Annotated in this window: 13 protein-coding genes; 11 read left to right on the top strand and 2 right to left on the bottom strand. The window is 44.7% G+C overall.

Features of this window, described 5'->3' with window-relative positions; all coding sequences use genetic code 11:
• Nucleotides 1-379 precede the first annotated feature (379 nt).
• The 7 genes from PEB0122_RS06890 to PEB0122_RS06920 all read left to right on the top strand — a co-directional run bounded on the left by PEB0122_RS06890 (nt 380) and on the right by PEB0122_RS06920 (nt 9,591).
• Complete coding sequence (locus PEB0122_RS06890) at nt 380-2,437, top strand: 3-hydroxyacyl-CoA dehydrogenase NAD-binding domain-containing protein (RefSeq protein WP_075916215.1); 2,058 nt, start codon at nt 380-382, stop codon at nt 2,435-2,437.
• 130 nt (nt 2,438-2,567) lie between these two features.
• Nucleotides 2,568-3,746, top strand: a complete 1,179-nt coding sequence (locus tag PEB0122_RS06895; protein ID WP_075916217.1) for an acetyl-CoA C-acyltransferase — start codon at nt 2,568-2,570, stop codon at nt 3,744-3,746.
• 9 nt (nt 3,747-3,755) lie between these two features.
• Nucleotides 3,756-4,937 (top strand): acyl-CoA dehydrogenase family protein, encoded by a 1,182-nt coding sequence (locus PEB0122_RS06900; protein WP_075916219.1) that lies wholly within the window; start codon nt 3,756-3,758, stop codon nt 4,935-4,937.
• A 7-nt stretch (nt 4,938-4,944) separates the two neighbouring features.
• Nucleotides 4,945-6,093 carry an acyl-CoA dehydrogenase family protein gene (locus tag PEB0122_RS06905; protein ID WP_075916220.1) on the top strand — a complete coding sequence of 383 codons (1,149 nt, stop codon included), beginning with the start codon at nt 4,945-4,947 and terminating at the stop codon, nt 6,091-6,093.
• Between the two features lie 139 nt (nt 6,094-6,232).
• Nucleotides 6,233-6,982, top strand: coding sequence for an electron transfer flavoprotein subunit beta/FixA family protein (locus PEB0122_RS06910; protein WP_075870347.1), 750 nt, complete (start codon nt 6,233-6,235; stop codon nt 6,980-6,982).
• Between the two features lie 22 nt (nt 6,983-7,004).
• Nucleotides 7,005-7,934 carry an electron transfer flavoprotein subunit alpha/FixB family protein gene (locus tag PEB0122_RS06915; RefSeq protein ID WP_075913480.1) on the top strand — a complete coding sequence of 310 codons (930 nt, stop codon included), beginning with the start codon at nt 7,005-7,007 and terminating at the stop codon, nt 7,932-7,934.
• A 1-nt stretch (nt 7,935) separates the two neighbouring features.
• Entirely contained in the window at nt 7,936-9,591 is a 1,656-nt protein-coding gene (locus tag PEB0122_RS06920; RefSeq protein ID WP_075916222.1) for an electron transfer flavoprotein-ubiquinone oxidoreductase, read from the top strand.
• A 440-nt stretch (nt 9,592-10,031) separates the two neighbouring features.
• Here PEB0122_RS06920 and PEB0122_RS06925 read toward each other — a convergent pair whose 3' ends face one another.
• On the bottom strand, nt 10,032-10,724 hold the full coding sequence (locus PEB0122_RS06925; RefSeq protein WP_075916352.1) for a glutamine amidotransferase: 693 nt from the start codon (nt 10,722-10,724) through the stop codon (nt 10,032-10,034).
• Between the two features lie 597 nt (nt 10,725-11,321).
• Between PEB0122_RS06925 and PEB0122_RS06930 the strand changes: the two genes are divergently transcribed.
• The 4 genes from PEB0122_RS06930 (at nt 11,322) to PEB0122_RS06945 (ending at nt 16,514) form a co-directional block, all read left to right on the top strand.
• Nucleotides 11,322-12,620 (top strand): MFS transporter, encoded by a 1,299-nt coding sequence (locus PEB0122_RS06930; protein WP_075916224.1) that lies wholly within the window; start codon nt 11,322-11,324, stop codon nt 12,618-12,620.
• Nucleotides 12,621-12,907: 287 nt separating this feature from the next.
• Nucleotides 12,908-14,320, top strand: coding sequence for an aspartate aminotransferase family protein (locus tag PEB0122_RS06935; protein WP_075870352.1), 1,413 nt, complete (start codon nt 12,908-12,910; stop codon nt 14,318-14,320).
• Nucleotides 14,321-14,541: 221 nt separating this feature from the next.
• Nucleotides 14,542-15,639, top strand: coding sequence for a GNAT family N-acetyltransferase (locus PEB0122_RS06940; RefSeq protein WP_075916226.1), 1,098 nt, complete (start codon nt 14,542-14,544; stop codon nt 15,637-15,639).
• Nucleotides 15,639-16,514 (top strand): arginase family protein, encoded by an 876-nt coding sequence (locus PEB0122_RS06945; RefSeq protein ID WP_075916228.1) that lies wholly within the window; start codon nt 15,639-15,641, stop codon nt 16,512-16,514. Before PEB0122_RS06940 ends, PEB0122_RS06945 begins: the two co-directional genes overlap by 1 nt.
• Nucleotides 16,515-16,540: 26 nt before the next feature.
• On the opposite strand, the gene PEB0122_RS06950 is transcribed toward PEB0122_RS06945, so the two are convergent.
• Entirely contained in the window at nt 16,541-17,890 is a 1,350-nt protein-coding gene (locus tag PEB0122_RS06950; protein ID WP_075916230.1) for an ATP-binding protein, read from the bottom strand.
• Between the last annotated feature and the right edge of the window lie 69 nt (nt 17,891-17,959).

Consider the following 17,959-nt stretch of genomic DNA (forward strand, 5'->3'; position numbering starts at 1 on the left):
AATGTTCAATTTTTCCGGATATAAGCGTCACCTCATTCGAAGTTTATTTTCGATAAAAATTGACTTTTCGTTGAAATGAATTTTCTAAAATATGGAGGATAAAAACGTTCTTTACTAAAAATACTCGTAATTCTGTTTGTTTTTACTCGGAAAATTGGATGCCAATTTAGCTTGCAAACATAAATGTGAACAAAACTTGATCTTTGACATTGCAATTTATTTTCCATTATGCAGAATAACAAATGAGTTTCTAGAGGGGGAGCGGAATAACACACCAAATTCCGGAACGGGTCGAAAATCACTTTCGTGCTTATCATTAAATTAAAAAGGACGTTTTTCGACGTCGACGGCAGCAGGCATTCATTACTGGGAGGTATTAATGACGGATATTGTTTCATTGGAAGTAAGAGAAGGCGTGGGAATTATATGGCTTGATAATCCGCTGGTGAATGCTTTGTCCCAAACGCTACGGTCGAAAATTGACATAGCTTTGGACAAAATCGCTGCTGACAAAACCATCGGTTCGGCAGTCATTGCTTCAAAACTCAATGTCTTCGTCGCTGGTGCCGATATTACCGAGTTCGGCAAGCCGGCAAAGCCGCCGGTTCTTGTCCATCTCATCGAAAAAATCCGTCATTTCAAAAAACCGGTGGTTGCTGCAATCAACGGTGTAGCATTTGGCGGTGGTGCCGAAATTGCTCTTAGCTGCTCGAAACGCATAGCTGGGCCAAAAGCCCAAATCGGCCTGCCGGAAATCAATCTGGGGCTCATTCCCGGTGCGGGAGCGTTACAACTTTTGCCTCCGATCATCGGAGCCGACAAAACCTTTGAATTGGCAAAAAGCGGAAAACCGCTTTCTGCAAAGGCCGCCCTTTCGAGTGGAATCATTTCACTTATTGCCGATGGCGATCTTGTTGGAGAAGCAATAAAATTGGCAAATACGCTTGTAGCCGAACACTATGAAAACCGTGTGGACGACGCGGTTTTTGTTAGCCGCGATAGTAAACAAGCCTTTGACGCGCTGGTTCAAAAAGAACTTACGAAGAGGTCGGAAAATCCCGGAATTGCAGCTCTTATTGACACGATGCAGGCGGGGTTTCGCGAAAATTTTTCAGACAATCTCAAGCGCACACGAGACCATTTTTCTTGTTTGCAAAATGATGATCGTTCAAAAGCTATGCGATATGCTTTTTTTGCCGAACGCGCTGCTGCGAAAATCGATATAGGCAATGCTACCCCTGTCGCGATAAACTCGCTGGCAGTCATAGGAGCCGGAACAATGGGCTCAGGCATTGCTATGGCGGCGGCAAGCAAGGGGTTTCCTGTTACTCTTATCGAAACAAATCCCGAAGCCTTACAACGTGGATTGAAAAAAATTGCCGATACGTATCAGAGCCTCATTGATCGTGGAAGGATGACAAAAGAAGCCGGACAAAAATGCGTCGAATCCATCAAAGGTGAAATCGGCCTTGACCATGCAGCTCACGCTGATCTGATTATCGAGGCAGCCTTTGAAGATATGAAGGTGAAAAAAGACATATTCACCACACTTGATAAAATTGCAAAGCCTTCTGCTATTCTTGCAACCAACACATCCTACCTTGATGTGAACGAGATTGCAGGCGTTACCAGCCGTGCTGAAAATGTACTCGGACTTCATTTTTTCTCGCCCGCCAATATTATGCGCCTTCTTGAAGTCGTCAGAGCCAAAAAAACTTCGCTACCGGTTTTGGCAGGTTCGGTAAATTTTGCCCGAAAAATAGGTAAAATTCCGGTTGTTGTCGGCGTTTGTCACGGCTTTGTCGGCAATCGGATGTTGGCAAGAAGAACCGAAGCTTCCGAAAAATTGTTACAAGATGGCGCTCTGCCATGGCAAATTGATAAGGCAATGACCGACTTCGGTTTCAAGATGGGGCCTTATGCAGTTTCCGACCTTGCCGGACTTGATATTGGCTGGCGCAACCGCAAAGCAACCGGACAGGTCTTTCCTATTGCTGATGCTATCTGCGAATTGGGATATTTCGGTCAGAAAACCGGACGTGGCTATTATATTTATAAAAATGGCTCAAGGACAGGCGAACGCGATCCCGAGATTGAAAAGCTTATTGAAGATGTGTCGAAAAAGCTTGGAATAAAACGTCGTCCGATATCGGATGATGAAATTATCGAACGGCTGATTTATCCGATGATTAACGAAGGCGCCCGCATTATTGAAGAAGGCATTGTCGCGCGTGCAAGCGACATTGATGTCATATGGTGCAACGGTTATGGCTGGCCGATCTGGCGTGGCGGCCCCATCTATTTTGCCGACCATAAGGGACTGAAGCTCATCGCCGGAAGGCTTGAGCATTATGCCGAAGAATTCGGTGACGAAAGCCTTAAGCCTGCACCATTGCTTGAACAATTGGTGAAATCGAACAAACATTTTGAAGACTGAACAGAGGAAAGACTGAACGGGATTAAAACCAATCGGTCAAAGACCAGTCCATACGATTTTACATTTACCGGTCGTGAGAGAGGAAGATCGGCATAACACCGTGTAAATCGTTTATTTCGGGAGTGAGAGAATGGATGAAGCTGTTATTGTTTCGACTGCCAGAACGCCGATTGGCAAGGCATTTCGCGGAAGTCTCAACATGACACATGGCGCAGATCTCGCTGCCCATTGTATCAAAGCGGCGGTAAATAAAATAGGTATTGATCCGGCCGATGTCGAAGATGTTGTCCTTGGTTGTGGCTTTCCTGAAGCGGCAACGGGAGGCAATGTTGCCCGCCATGCATCGCTTATTGCGGGATTGTCGGTAAAATCTTCGGGTGTCACCGTTTCTCGTTTTTGTGCATCCGGCTTACAGGCAATTGCCGATGCTGCCCATCGTATTATGTGTGACAAAGTTCCAACCATGGTTGCCGGCGGAGTGGAATCTATTTCCCTTGTCCAACCGAATGTACGGCGTGACCTTGTCGTCAATCCCTGGCTTAAAGAACATATTCCGGAAATTTATATGTCAATGATTGACACTGCCGATCTTGTTGCAGAACGTTACAATATATCGAGACATGCGCAGGATGAATTTGCTGTAGAAAGTCAAAGACGGGTAGCCAAGGCACAAAAAGAAGGCCTTTTTGATGATGAAATTGTGCCTATTACGACGATTTGCTCGAAAACCAATAAAGAGACTGGCGAAGTTACACAAGAAACCGTTACTCTTTCAAAGGATGAAGGAAACCGCCCCGGCACAACACTTGAGGCATTGTCAAAACTAAATCCGGTTAAAGAAGAGCGTTTTGTGACGGCCGGTAATGCAAGCCAGCTATCGGACGGGGCTTCGGTTTGTGTGCTGATGTCCAAAACACAAGCGAGCAAGCAAAATCTCGAACCGCTCGGTATTTTTCGTGGCTTTGTGTCTATCGGCTGTTCGCCTGAAGAGATGGGTATCGGTCCCGTTTTCGCAGTTCCCCGATTACTGCAACGCCATCATTTGAAGATCTCCGACATAGGATTGTGGGAACTCAATGAAGCTTTTGCATCACAGTCTGTCTATTGCCGCGACACATTGGGAATTGATCCGGAAATCGTCAATGTCAACGGGGGGGCGATCGCCATCGGACATCCCTTTGGCATGAGCGGTGCGCGATTGGTTGGCCACGCTTTGATAGAAGGCAAACGACGCGGCGTGCGTTATGCGGTTGTTACAATGTGCGTAGCCGGTGGCATGGGATGTGCCGGACTTTTTGAAATTAATTGAGGTGTTATTATGGATTTGCGTTTTACTGATGAAGAGCTGAAATTCCGTGATAAGTTGCGGCATTTTTTCCAGACAAAAATTCCTGAAAAAATTCGGGAAAAGGTGAGCGCCGGCGAGAGTTTGAGCAAGGAAGAAATGGTGACCTCGCAACGTATTCTCAACGCTGCAGGGCTTGCTGTACCGCATTGGCCGATTGAATGGGGAGGAAAAAACTGGACGCCTATCCAACGCTATATTTTTACCGAGGAAGTTCTCTACAATGCAGTTCCCCTTCCGCTCCAGTTCAACTGCTTTATGGTTGGTCCGGTGATTGCTACATTCGGAAATCAGAAGCAAAAAGAACGTTTTCTGAAACGTGCTGCCAATCTTGACGACTGGTGGTGTCAGGGATTTTCCGAACCGGGCGCGGGATCGGATCTCGCATCATTGACAACAAGAGCTGTTCGTGAAGGCGACCATTACATTGTCAATGGACAAAAAACATGGACAACACTCGGCCAATATGCAGACTGGATATTCTGTCTCGTCAGAACAGATCCCAATGTAAAAAAGCAGGCCGGTATATCATTCATCCTTATTGATATGAAAACCCCCGGCATTACCATCCGCCCCATTATTACCATTGACGGACGACATGAAGTCAACGAAATTTTCTTTACCGACGTCAAAGTACCGGCAGAAAACCTTGTAGGTGAAGAAAATAAAGGCTGGTCATACGCCAAATTCCTTTTGGCCAATGAACGTTCCGGAATTGCACGGTTGGGGCTTACCAAAGAACGCGTATCGCGGATCAAACGACTTGCAAAAACGGTTCCTTATCACGAGCAAACCATGTGGGAAAACACCGGCTTCAGGGAACGGCTATCCTGGCTTGAAATCGAATTGAAAGCTTTGGAAATAACGCAAATGCGCGTTTTGTCAAAACAAGTCTCAGGCGATAAAGCACCTGATCCGGCATCATCTATTTTGAAAATCAAGGGGTCAGAGCTTCAGCAAGCATCAACTGAATTATTACTTGAACTTGCCGGCCCATTATCATTGGCGGGAAGTGATGCAGCAGCTCTACCTGACGGAGTGGATTGGGCGCGCGGTGTTCCCGGACTTTATATGAACACACGCAAGGTTTCGATCTATGGTGGTTCAAACGAAATTCAGCATAATGTAATTGCAAAAGCAATTTTGGGAATGTGAGGCTAAAATGGACTTTCAACTTAATGAAGAACAATCCATGTTGGAAAACAGCATTGGCCGTTTTGTTCGCGAAAAATTCTCGACATTGGAAGCTATTGACAACGCCCGGAAAAATACTTGCGGTTTTAGCGATGCCGATTGGCAACAACTGGTTGAAATGGGCCTCACAATGATGCCTTTTTCAGAAGCAGATGGTGGCCTTGGCTATGGTGTCGAAGAAACCGGCATTGTCATGTCTGCTTTGGGAAGAGGTTTGGTCGCCGCTCCCTATCTTAACAATATTGTCATTCCCGGCGTTATATTGTCAAAAGCTGCAAATGACAGCCAGAAGAGTAAATTGCTTTCAATTATGATCGAAGGTCAGAAACGTTTTGCATTTGCCCATAATGAGGCAAAAACTTTCAATGATCCTTTCAATATCGAATTGTCCGCCAAAAAAAGTGGAAATCAATACGCGCTGAATGGTACCAAAGTGATCGTTCCTTATGCAGAAGGTGCCGATTATTATATTGTCAGTGCCACAACCGACGAAAACAAAGCACCTGAAGAAGGCCTTGGTTTGTTTATCGTGCCAGCAGACACAAAAGGCGTTGAAGCTGTTCATTACAGGAGTGCCGACGGCGGGCGAGCGTCCAACATTACATTCAAAAATGTCATGATTGACGAAGAAAACCTCATCGGCAAGGAAAACGAAGCTTTTCCCGTTATCGAACGTGCTTTGCAAGAAGGTATGGTTGCAATGATGGCCGAAGCTGCCGGCATTATGGATGAACTACTGCATCTCACGGTCGAATATTTGAAACAGCGTGTGCAATTTGGCGTCGCTATTTCCACTTTTCAAGCACTTCAACACAAAGCCGTTGATATGATGATTGCATCCGAGCAAGCCCGCTCCATGAGCTATTATGCGATGATGATGCTGAATACACAGGATGCACAGGAACGCCTTGCTACTCTCTCTGCGGCCAAAGCACAAATCAATAAATCTGCCCGTTTTGTAGGTCAAATGTCGGTACAACTTCACGGTGGTATCGGCATGACAATGGAATATATCGGTGCACATTATTTCCGTCGTTTAACAATGATTGAAATGCTTTTTGGTTCAAACGATGTGCATATCGAGAATGTCATTCATTATGGCAAACTTGTTGCTTGATTGACGGGTAATTTCAAACCCGAAAGGCAACAAAAATGGTTGGATTCAGGTGATGTTACTCCTATACATTGTCTTTCCAACCGAATAACATCGCATGCAGGATGGAAACGATCAGCGGTTCTAGCAAAGGGATAGGCCTATGAAAATATTGGTAGCTGTAAAACGTGTGATAGATTACAACGTCAAGCCGCGCGTAAAAAGTGACGGAACAGGCGTCGAACTTGCTAATGTCAAAATGTCCATGAACCCGTTTGACGAAATAGCGCTTGAACAGGCTGTTCGTGAAAAAGAAGCCGGTCACGCAAGTGAAGTTGTTGCTGTAAGTGTCGGGCCACAGGCTGCACAGGAAACATTACGGACCGCTCTTGCTGTTGGCGCTGATCGGGCTATTCTGGTTACAACAGATGATGAAATAGAACCACTTTCAGTTGCAAAAGTTCTGAAAGCGGTCGTTGACAGCGAAAAACCGGATATGGTTTTCCTCGGAAAACAGGCTATTGATGACGATTCCAACCAGACAGGACAAATGCTTGCGGCTTTGCTTGGTTGGGGACAGGCCACTTTTGCCTCCAAACTTGAGCTTAAAGATGGTGAAGCCGTTGTAACACGTGAAGTCGATGGCGGTTTACAAACAATTGCAGTAAAACTTCCGGCTGTTCTCACCGTTGATCTACGTCTCAACGAACCACGTTATGCCTCTCTTCCAAACATTATGCGTGCGCGCAAAAAGCCGATCGAACAGAAAACTCTGGCTGAACTTGGTGTAACCAACAAACCCAGACTAAAAATCCTGAAAGTGGAAGAACCACAGGCCCGCAAGGCAGGCGTAAAGGTTAAAAATGTTGCCGAACTTGTCGAAAAATTGAAACAAGACGCGGGCGTGCTCTGAGCATCAAGGGAAGGATTTCAATATGACCATTCTTTTATTGGCCGAACATAATAATGTTGCCTTGTCGGAACAAACAGCAAAAGCTTTAACCGCAGCCCACACAATCGGTGGCGATGTCGATATCCTCGTTTGCGGAAAAAATGCACAAACGGTTGCCGAACAGGCCGCAAAACTCGACAATGTCCATAAAGTACTTCTGGCAGAAGCCGATTATCTCGAACAGCAATTGGCTGAACCGGTAGCTGCAACAATTGTTGCACAAAGCAAAGATTATGATGTCATCATGGCCGCATCGACCAGCAATGGCAAGAACATCATGCCACGGGTTGCCGCATCACTTGATGTCATGCAAATTTCCGACATTATCGAGGTTGTCTCGCCCGACACATTCAAACGTCCGATTTATGCCGGCAATGCTATCGAAACCGTGCAGTCAACGGACGGGAAAAAGGTTATTACTGTGCGTACCGCTTCATTCAAGGCAAAGGCAGGAAACGGTACAGCGCCAATTGAGAAAATCACGCCGGCAGCAGATCCATCCCTGTCTCGCTATGTCAGTGAAGAGGTGAAGAAGAGTGACCGGCCTGAACTCACTTCGGCAAAAATCATTGTTTCGGGTGGCCGTGGCCTTGGCTCGGAAGAAAATTTCATGTCCATTCTGCTACCGCTCGCCGATAAGCTTGGCGCTGCGGTGGGCGCAAGCCGTGCAGCCGTTGACGCCGGTTATGCTCCCAATGATTGGCAAGTCGGACAGACCGGAAAAGTTGTTGCACCGGATCTTTATATCGCGGTTGCCATTTCAGGTGCTATCCAGCACCTTGCCGGCATGAAAGATTCGCGTGTCATCGTTGCAATCAACAAGGATGAAGATGCACCCATGATGCATATTGCCGATTACGCATTGGTCGGTGATCTTTTCGACATTATTCCGGAGCTTGAAAAGGCACTTTGAAATGAATGAATTACCTCCGCGCGAAAGCATGGAATTTGATGTGGTTATCGTTGGTGCCGGTCCGGCAGGCCTTTCGGCTGCTATAAGACTGAAACAGATCAATCCCGATCTTTCGGTTGTTATTGTAGAAAAAGGTGTCGAAGTCGGTGCTCATATTCTATCGGGTGCCGTTGTTGATCCAATCGGGATTGACACTCTTTTGCCTGACTGGCGCAACGAACAAAACCATCCTTTCACAACGGAGGTAATAGAAGACCATATTTTCATGTTGGACGAGACCAGAGCCAAGCAGATTTCCAACCGGATTATGCCAAAAATTCTCTCCAACCATGGTAAATACATCGTCTCTTTGGGAAATGTTTGCCGGTGGCTTGCAACAAAAGCGGAAGCACTCGGCGTTGAAATTTATCCCGGTTTTGCTGCCACTGAAGTTCTTTATAATAAAGACGGTGCTGTTACAGGCATTGCAACCGGTGACATGGGCGTCGAAAAAGATGGTAGCCATGGCCCCAATTATATGCGGGGCATGGAGCTTCTCGGCAAATATGTTCTGATTGGTGAAGGTGCGCGTGGTTCACTTGCGAAAACTCTCATCAACAAATTCGAGCTTGATAAAGGGCGCTCACCCCAGAAATATGGCATAGGCATAAAAGAGCTGTGGGAGATTGACCCTTCGAAACATCACGCGGGCCTTGTCCAGCATACATTGGGCTGGCCGCTTGATGACGCGACAGGTGGCGGTTCTTTCCTCTATCACATGGAAAACAACCAGATTGCTGTCGGATTTGTTATCCACCTCAATTATAAAAACCCTTTTCTTTCGCCATTCGAGGAATTCCAGCGCTTCAAAACACATCCGGCTATTCGCCCGATATTCGAAGGTGGCAAACGTATTGCCTATGGCGCCCGTTCTCTGACCGAAGGCGGCTGGCAATCTGTTCCGAAATTAACTTTTCCGGGGGGTGCCTTGATCGGCTGTTCTGCCGGTTTCATGAATGTTCCCCGCATCAAGGGCTCGCATAATGCTGTGTTATCCGGTGTTTACGCTGCCAATGCCGTTGCCGATGCGATAAAATCCGGCCGCAGTCATGATGAAATTGCTGAAATTGAAAATGGTTGGCGTGACAGTGCAATCGGAAAAGATCTCTATCCGGTACGCAATGTCAAGCCGTTGCTGTCAAAATATGGCACGAAAAAAGGTGTCCAACTCGGCGGTTTTGACATGTGGTGTCAAGCACTCTTCCACTTTTCAATATTTGGTACAATGTCGCATGGTATGCCGGATTATCTTTATCTTGAGCCGGCAGAAAAACACAAACCTATCGACTATCCGAAGCCTGATGGCATTGTCAGTTTTGACAGGCTTTCGAGCGTTTTTCTTTCCAATACCAATCATGAAGAAAACGAGCCTTGCCATTTGAAAGTAACGTCACTCGATGTTCAGGAAAAATCGGAGTTGACCGTTTATGCCGGTCCCTCGACACGCTATTGCCCCGCCGGCGTTTACGAGTGGATCGAAAAGGATGGCAGAGAAACCTATGTCATTAATGCGCAAAACTGCATCCATTGTAAAACATGTGATATCAAAGACCCGAACCAGAATATCACATGGACATGTCCGCAGGGTGGTGAAGGTCCCGTTTATCCGAATATGTGATTTATTTCCCGATATAGGTAACAGCGTGAAGATTTTTGCGAAACATTTTGCCTCTGGGCTAACCAAAACTGAGACAGCACCTCATTCGGTTATTCTGCCTTGATAACAGCAGGCAGAATAACTTGACTGCTGTGTTACGATTAACAGAAAAGCCTGAACAATTATTTCCTTATTTTTTCATTTTAATCCAAAGTTACAACAAAAAGAATTTCCGCGAGGGTGGGGTAAAATTTCACAACCGATTTTAAAATGAGTACGTCTTGCTTTACGCAAAAACCGGAATGAAATTCGTGTAAAATTTTACAAATCACAATCTTCAACAATAGCAATATCAATGCATGAAACGGGATAATAGTTTTTAAGCCCAGATTCTCGAAGCGAATTTCCGTGTTTAAAAGATTGCCCTGTTGACGGAAGCAATTTTGCAACAATCAAATATTTTACAAAGCTTCCTCACACCACAGATTGAAAATCTTTTCAGCTTTTGTTCTCAAATCATTCTGGTGTTTTTTTGCCGCATGGCGAAGATTAACCGGATCAATTCCGGCTTGCGAAAGCTCGACGGCATGGCCGACCAACCAATGTTCAAAATAATCAAGATCGGCTTCAAGATGAAATTGTAACGCCAAAATGTTTTCATATGAAAACGCCTGATTGGGACAAATACCGGTTTCTGCCAAACGCTTCGCCCCTTCCGGAATCTCGAACTGGTCACCATGCCAATGAAGAACCGGCGTTGTGCTGATCAATGCAAGTGGACTTTTCTCCCCCTCATCAGTTAATTGCAGGCTTGAAAAGCCGATTTCTTTTTTACCCATCGGTTGTACTTTTGCGCCAAGAACGCTTGCAATCAATTGTGCTCCGAGACACACACCGACCATCGGTTTTTTGATTTTCAAGGACTTTTCTATCAGTTTCAATTCCTGATTGATAAAAGGATAGCGTTCACCATCATAAACACCGATAGGACCGCCTAAAATAATGATGATATCTGCTTCATTAACCGGGAACGCAGAAATGTCATCGCGCGTTGCATCAAGATTTTTTAGTTCATATCCGCGTTTAACAAGAACATTCCCGATCAAACCGGCATTTTCAAATTCGAGATGTTGTAAAACAAGCGCTGTTTTCATTTTCTTCTCCGTTAAAATCTCTCGCAGCAAGTGAATGATTGCAAAAGACTTAAGTCCAAAAAGCAGTATTGAAAGCATGAAAAGCAGTGAATGCCAAGTCGTTTTATCAAAAGACTGCATTAGATAATATCAACAACGATCCTGAAAATTATCCAGCGACCGAATTTTACAATCAATTTTTTAAGCGAAGTTTTAGTCTACCGAATAATTGATTTTGAACGATCCATATTTCCATAAGTACGACCTTTTCAGTTCAAATTATTGCAAAGTATTTCTGAAAATAAAATTTAATGACTTATTCAATTCATTTTTATGAAAACATTTATTTTCGCCTTGCGATACAAATAAAAATATTCATTATATTAACAGGTTTCCTTTCGTGGGACCTATTGGGAGGATTAACGACAATCTAATTTTGACCATTCGTTGGAAGCTGTTTCACAGCTTGCAGCAATAGATGTTCTGTCGTTTTGCATAATGACCGCCAGGAGGATTTTGAAAGGCGGTCTGATTTCGGAAGGGAGGAACTTCAAATACGTCCCAAGTTTGAATGTCCCTGGTTAACAGTCATTATAATTTTTATTGGACACAACAACTATGGAACAAAATATAAGTGAAAGGACACGTCGCGCACGTAAAGCAGGCATTGCCTCTTTTATCGGAACGACAATCGAATGGTATGATTTTTATGCATATAGTACAGCTGCCGCATTGGTATTGGGGAAATTGTTTTTTCCGGCGACTGATCCGGGAACAGCAACCCTAGCGGCTTTTGCAACTTTTTGGGTGGGGTTTTTTGCCAGACCTGTCGGAGGGATTTTCTTTGGCCATCTGGGCGACCGTATCGGCCGCAAAAAGACACTGGTAGCGACACTTCTGTTAATGGGATGTTGTACAACTTTGATAGGATTTTTACCGGTATATGAAAATGTCGGTATTGTTGCGCCTATACTCCTTGTTGTCTTGCGATTGATCCAAGGTTTGGCAATGGGAGGTGAATGGGGTGGCGCCGTGGTTCTTTCAGCCGAACATGCACCGAAGGGAAAATCCATTTTTTACGCTGCTTTTGCTCAACAGGGCTCTCCTGCCGGAAATATGCTTGCAACATTAATTTTTCTATTTTTCTCGATGTTGCCTGATGAAAAATTCCTGAGTTGGGGATGGCGTTTGCCTTTCATGTTCTCCGCCATTCTGGTTATAATAGGTCTTATCATCCGCATCAGTGTGGATGAGTCACCCGAGATGGAAAAAATACAAAAGGAAAAAGCTGTTGCTCGCCTCCCTATTGCAGAGGTATTTAAAAAATATAAGGCAATAGTTTTGCTGGGAATTGGTGCGACCATCATAACGGTCACTGCAACCTATTTCAAAACAACTTTTGCTCTTGCATGGGCGGTTCATGAAAAGCTCTTTACCCGAACCGAATTTCTATCCATCGTCAGTGTCGCTATTTTTGTTCAACTTCTGGTTCAGCCTTTTGGTGCGATTCTGGCTTCGAAGTTCGATCTGCGAAAAACCGTGACATGGATGCTTATTCCCGAAATTTTCATGTTGCCACTTATGTTCTCACTCATCGAGACGAAGTCCATGCCGTTAGCGATGATTGGCATGGCCTTGGCGACTGTCCCACACTCGCTCTATTATGCAGCTCTTGCGGGTATTCTCGTGAAAGCATTTCCTACTCAAGTCCGTTATACCGCAATTTCGGTAACCTATCAGGTTTGCTCGATGATATTTGCCGGCTCCACACCGATGATTGCGCAATATTTACTCAATGAAACGGGGACAATTTTGTCGGCTATGGCTTTTGCCATTGCACAGGTGGTCATTACATTAATCTGCGCTGTTGCCTTAATTGTCTACGCAAAAATTCCTAATGAAAGAGATGAAGTGTAAAAGCGATTTTTTAGAATTGTTGAAAAATCCGATTGGCAAATTTAACGAATTTGCCAATCGTTTTCATTGTCATGATTAGTGACAACTGAATATTGTAAGCAGACGATTACAAAATAAAAATCTATTCGTTTATGACATCAGCCGCCAATTTTTCAGACTTTGTAACCGCATTCTTCAGAGGTTTTCAGCCAAAGATAAGTTTTGTTACTAAAGCAAAACACAAACACAACAGCCCTAACTTTTTCGGGCTCTAAAATTCCGACTATCTTTTAGTTTGGAGTGCAAATATGGCAAAACCAGAAAAAATGACAAAATCTGATGCCAAGGCTTTCGAGTCTCGGCTACTCGCCGATGAAGCAAAATATTGCTCCTTCGGTGATACTGTCCACTACGTAAATCCGCCAAAAGTATTTGCCGGTTGTGAAGGCTCCTATATGTATGATCTCGAAGGTGTCCCTTACCTTGATCTGCAAATGTGGTATTCCGCCTGTAACTTTGGCTACGCAAATCCCCGCCTTGATAATGTTCTGAAAAAGCAGATCGACACTTTACCACAGGTTGCCAGCCAATATTTGCATCCGACAAAAATCGAATTGGCCAAAATCATTGCCGAAGATATGAAGAAAAAATTCGGCCTTGATGGACGTATCCATTTCAATGTTGGCGGTTCGCAATGTATTGAAGATTCTCTGAAAGTCGTGCGTAATGCCAAGGCTGGAAAGAGCCTGATGTTTGCCTTTGAAGGTGGCTATCACGGCCGCACATTGGGTGCTTCTTCCATTACATCAAGCTATCGCTATCGTCGTCGTTACGGGCATTTTGGCGAACGCGCCATGTTCCTGCCCTTCCCATATCCGTTCCGTCGTCCTAAAGGAATGACTGTTGAAGAATATGGCGAACATTGTGTCAACGAATTCGCCCGCCTGTTTGAAACAGAATATAATGGCGTATGGGATCCGAAAGCCGACGAAACCGAATACGCTGCCTTCTATATCGAACCTCTTCAGGGCACTGGCGGTTACGTTATTCCACCGAGAAACTTCTTTAAAGGCATCAAGAAAGTTCTCGACGAGCATGGCATTCTTCTTGTGGTCGACGAAATCCAGATGGGATTTTATCGCACAGGCAAATTATGGTCGATTGAACATTTTGGAGTTACTCCTGATGTTCTTGTTTTCGCAAAATCGCTCACCAATGGTCTTAATCCTTTGGGTGGCCTTTGGGCGCGTGAAGAATTGATCAATCCGAAAATGTTCCCTCCGGGGTCAACCCATTCAACATTCGCCTCGAACCCGCTCGGAACAGCGCTCGGCGTTGAAGTTTTCCATATGCTTGGTGAAACCGATTATGAAACCATGGTTATGGAAAAAGGCAAACATTTTCTGGAAGGATTGCAAGATCTTCAGAAACGTCATCCGGAAATTGGTGATGTTGACGGCTTGGGCTTGGCCTTGCGTGCCGAAATTTGCACCGAAGACGGCTTCACACCAAACAAAGCACTTCTTGATCGCATGGTCGACATCGGCCTTTCAGGCGATCTTGACTGGCAGGGCAAAAAAACCGGTCTCGTTCTCGATGTTGGCGGCTATTATAAAAACGTCATCACACTTGCACCGTCGCTGCTCATTACAACAGAAGAAATTGACAAAGCAATTTCGCTGCTTGATCAATTGATTACGCGTGCAAAGAAGGAACAATAAAATGATGCCGGGCCGGTTACAATTCCGGTCTGGAAAACCTTTTGTGTGAAGGGGAAAGGCTTTCCCCTTCACGTCATTTGGTGAAATGCTTGCTTCGCATTTTTTTGAAATTCCAAGCTTTTTATAAAGCGTGCTGACATTCATTTCCGTACGAGGTGAAGACACGTAAACGAATTTCAATCTGCTTCTTTCAAAACATTTAATGGGTAAACCGGCGAAATATGGAAAATCGAAAAGAGACAGACAACGCCATTAAAGCTTGGTCAAACAAGCTCGAACCCGATTATCTTTTAAGCGATTTTCTGCGCCACCCGCCTGTCGATTTCAAGGCGACCATTTCCGAAGTCGGACTTCCGGTTTTTTCAGCTCTCTTTGATCTCACAACGACAATGGATAATGAAGATCAAAAGCGTTTAAAAAAAATACCGTTCTATAAATTCTGGTCACGGCTGTTGAAATATAAAACATTGTTTGTCGGCACAACTGTATCGGAATTTTCGCCGCTGCCCACACCTTTTAATGCAACTCAAGTGGCGCTTTTCCTGAAAGAAAGAGAGGGCAAAAATTATCCGCTTGTCATCGTTAAAGATTTGCCATCTCCTTCGCCTTTAATATCTGATGATGACGCGAAAAAAACTGCGGATTTTCTTGCACAATTGGAACAGGCGGGCTTTATTTCTGTTGCAGGACAAGCACTTGCCTATGTGTCTGTCGATTATTCTTCACAGGATGATTTTCTTTCCCGTTTTTCGAAAAATCGCCGCAAGGATTTTCGTCGGAAATTGCGTGCGATGGAAAATCTGGAGATTGAGGTTTTAACCGCTAACTCGCCTTATCTTCAAAGTGACGAGGTGATAAATCACTTCTACCGCCTTTATTTGCAGGTCTTTCAACAGAGCGAAATCCATTTCGATCGTTTAAGCGAAGAGTTTTTCTACGATTTGTTACATACGGACGACGAAAGCCTCCGGGTTGTTGTCTACCGCAAAAGTGGCAAGCTCATCGGTTACAATATCTGTTTTGCCTATAAAGACATGCTTGTCGACAAATATATCGGCTTTGATTACCCGCTTGCAACCGACAATAATCTTTATTTCATAAGCTGGTTTTTCAATCTTGAATATGCCCGACTCAACGGTTTCAAATATTATGTTGCCGGTTGGACCGACCCTGAAATCAAAGCCTATCTTGGCGCAAAATTCGTTTATACACGCCATGCCGTCTATATCCGCAATCCTTTGTTGCGAGGGATATTGAAGCACTTCCGGCATCATTTCGAAAGTGATGCCCATCTTGAACTTCAAGGAGACCAAAACTGATGAAAAATCCGGTTATCCTCGATTTTGACAATAGTGTGGGAAAATTTGACAGTTCCATCAATATCGATTTAAGCGGGTGGCAAGACCGTATCCGTTACGCTACGACTTTTGCCAATTTTCGTAAGCTGGAACTGGAGCTTGAAAAACAGATGCCGGAAACTTATGGACCGGTATTTCTTGGAAGTGGTGATTATCACCATGTCAGCCAATTATTGATAAAACATTGTCACAAGCATATTAAAAAAGACTCTTTAACGCTCATTGTGATTGATAACCATCCAGACAATATGCGTTATCCTTTCGGCATCCATTGTGGTTCATGGATCAGTCATGCTGCGTCATTGCCGTTCGTCGACCATGTTCACGTCGTCGGCATTACCTCCGGCGATATCGGGGTTAAACATGCTGTCGAAAACCGCTTGAAACCGCTTATGTCCAACAAATTGACATATTGGTCGACAAAAGTGGATGTGAGCTGGGCAAATGTTCTGGGACTAAAGAATGCTTTTCAGACATTTGCCAATGTTGATGACATGATGTCGGCCTTTATCAGCAGCATTTATAAGGAAAATCTCCCCGTCTATCTGTCAATTGACAAGGATGCGCTCTCGCCGCAATTTATCCATACCAATTGGGATCAGGGCGAGATGGAGCCGCGGCATTTGACCGATCTTATCACCAATATCGGTTCCCGGCTCGAAGCCTGTGATATTACAGGCGAGGTTTCCAATTACACTTATCACAGTTTCTGGAAAAGTCTTTTAAGTAAACTTGACGGACAAACAACCGTTTCCAACGAACTGGTTACAAAGTGGCAAAAAGAACAGCATGAGTTGAATAGCAAGCTCATCGAAACGCTTTCCGCTTATCTTTGAAGTGCATATAATTATAATCGTCCGTGCTAAAGGCCGAAGCGCATGACAAAACGTGCGCCCCCCAAGCGGCTTGAAAGGACAAAAGCCGAACCATGGTGGAGTTCTGCAATGGCACGCACAAATGCAAGGCCAACCCCATAGCCCTCATGTGAACCGGATTTATCATTATCAAGCCGGAAGAAAGGCGAGAATATTTCTTCTCTGGAGCTTTCGGCAATACCTGGCCCATCGTCATCGAATTCGAAAATCAGCGCATCATCCTGTTTATAAACATGGATATAAACCTTTGAACGGGCATATTTGAAAGCATTGAGGATAATATTGCGAAATGCCATAGCTGCCAATTTCGGATCAATGGAGCTATCCACATTGGCGATATCGTAACTGACTTCGAATCCCTTTGGCTTTAACAATGACAGATCGTCAATGATGTTTTCTGCCCAACGCTTGATATGGACATTTTCAAGCTTTGTTGGCATGTTTTTGTTGTTCATGCGGAAATAATCGAGAGATATTTTTATCAGTTGTTCAAGCTCGTCGATATCCTTGTCAATTCCAGCATAAAGCTTCTTTTTTTCTGCCGGATCGGAATCTTCCAGCATACTCAAGCCGAAGCGCAACCGGGCAAGAGGCGTGCGGAACTCATGCGCCATAGCATGCATCATGGTACGGCTGTGACCGACAAGAAGTTCAAGACGGGTTGCCATATCATTGATGACATGGCCAATCATTTTTAGCGGTTCACTACGAATTTTCGGAACACGTGCTGTCAAATCCCCCTCGCCCAATGCGTTGGCTGTCAATCTGATGGCTCGCGCTTCGCGCCACAATGTGGAAAAAGCAAAATATAAAATGGCAAAAAACAGCAGAGCATTGACGATTGTAAGCAGTGCCAGAAGAATGAAAATTGCACTGGCATTGGCATCATTGATGTCGGTCGTAACGAGCGGGCCGAGTTTCAGATAGCCGCCTGATTGTAGTTTGGCATAGATATGATCATCTTCGTCATCATAAGCAAGGTCATAGGATTTCAATTGCTCTTTCACGTCATCAGAAAAGTGGTCGGGCTTTTCGATATAAGCGAGGCGGAAATGGAAATGCGGCTGCAATTCCTGAAGCACTTCCGACGGCTTTTTCAACGGCTCGCTCGCGATTGCCTGATCAATCATGTAAACGGTGCCTTGATGGGCATCGCGTTCAATATCTGCGTCGTCAATAATGCCGGTCCAATTGGCAGGCAGAGCAAGAAACAGCTGCAAGGTGCCATAGGCGACACCACCTTGTAAAAAAAACAGAATGATAAGCACACTGATCGAGCGTAAAATGACCATGCGGCGACGGCTTTTTTGTAATCCATCGTGTTCTTCGTTTGTCATAATGTTTCACCAAACATAGCGGTCATTTGCGTTTTTCACGTATTTCTGTTTATCTTCCAGCGAAACTTA

Origin of the sequence: Ditibartonella apis, assembly GCF_001952075.1 — a bacterium.
Lineage (GTDB): Bacteria > Pseudomonadota > Alphaproteobacteria > Rhizobiales > Rhizobiaceae > Bartonella > Bartonella apis.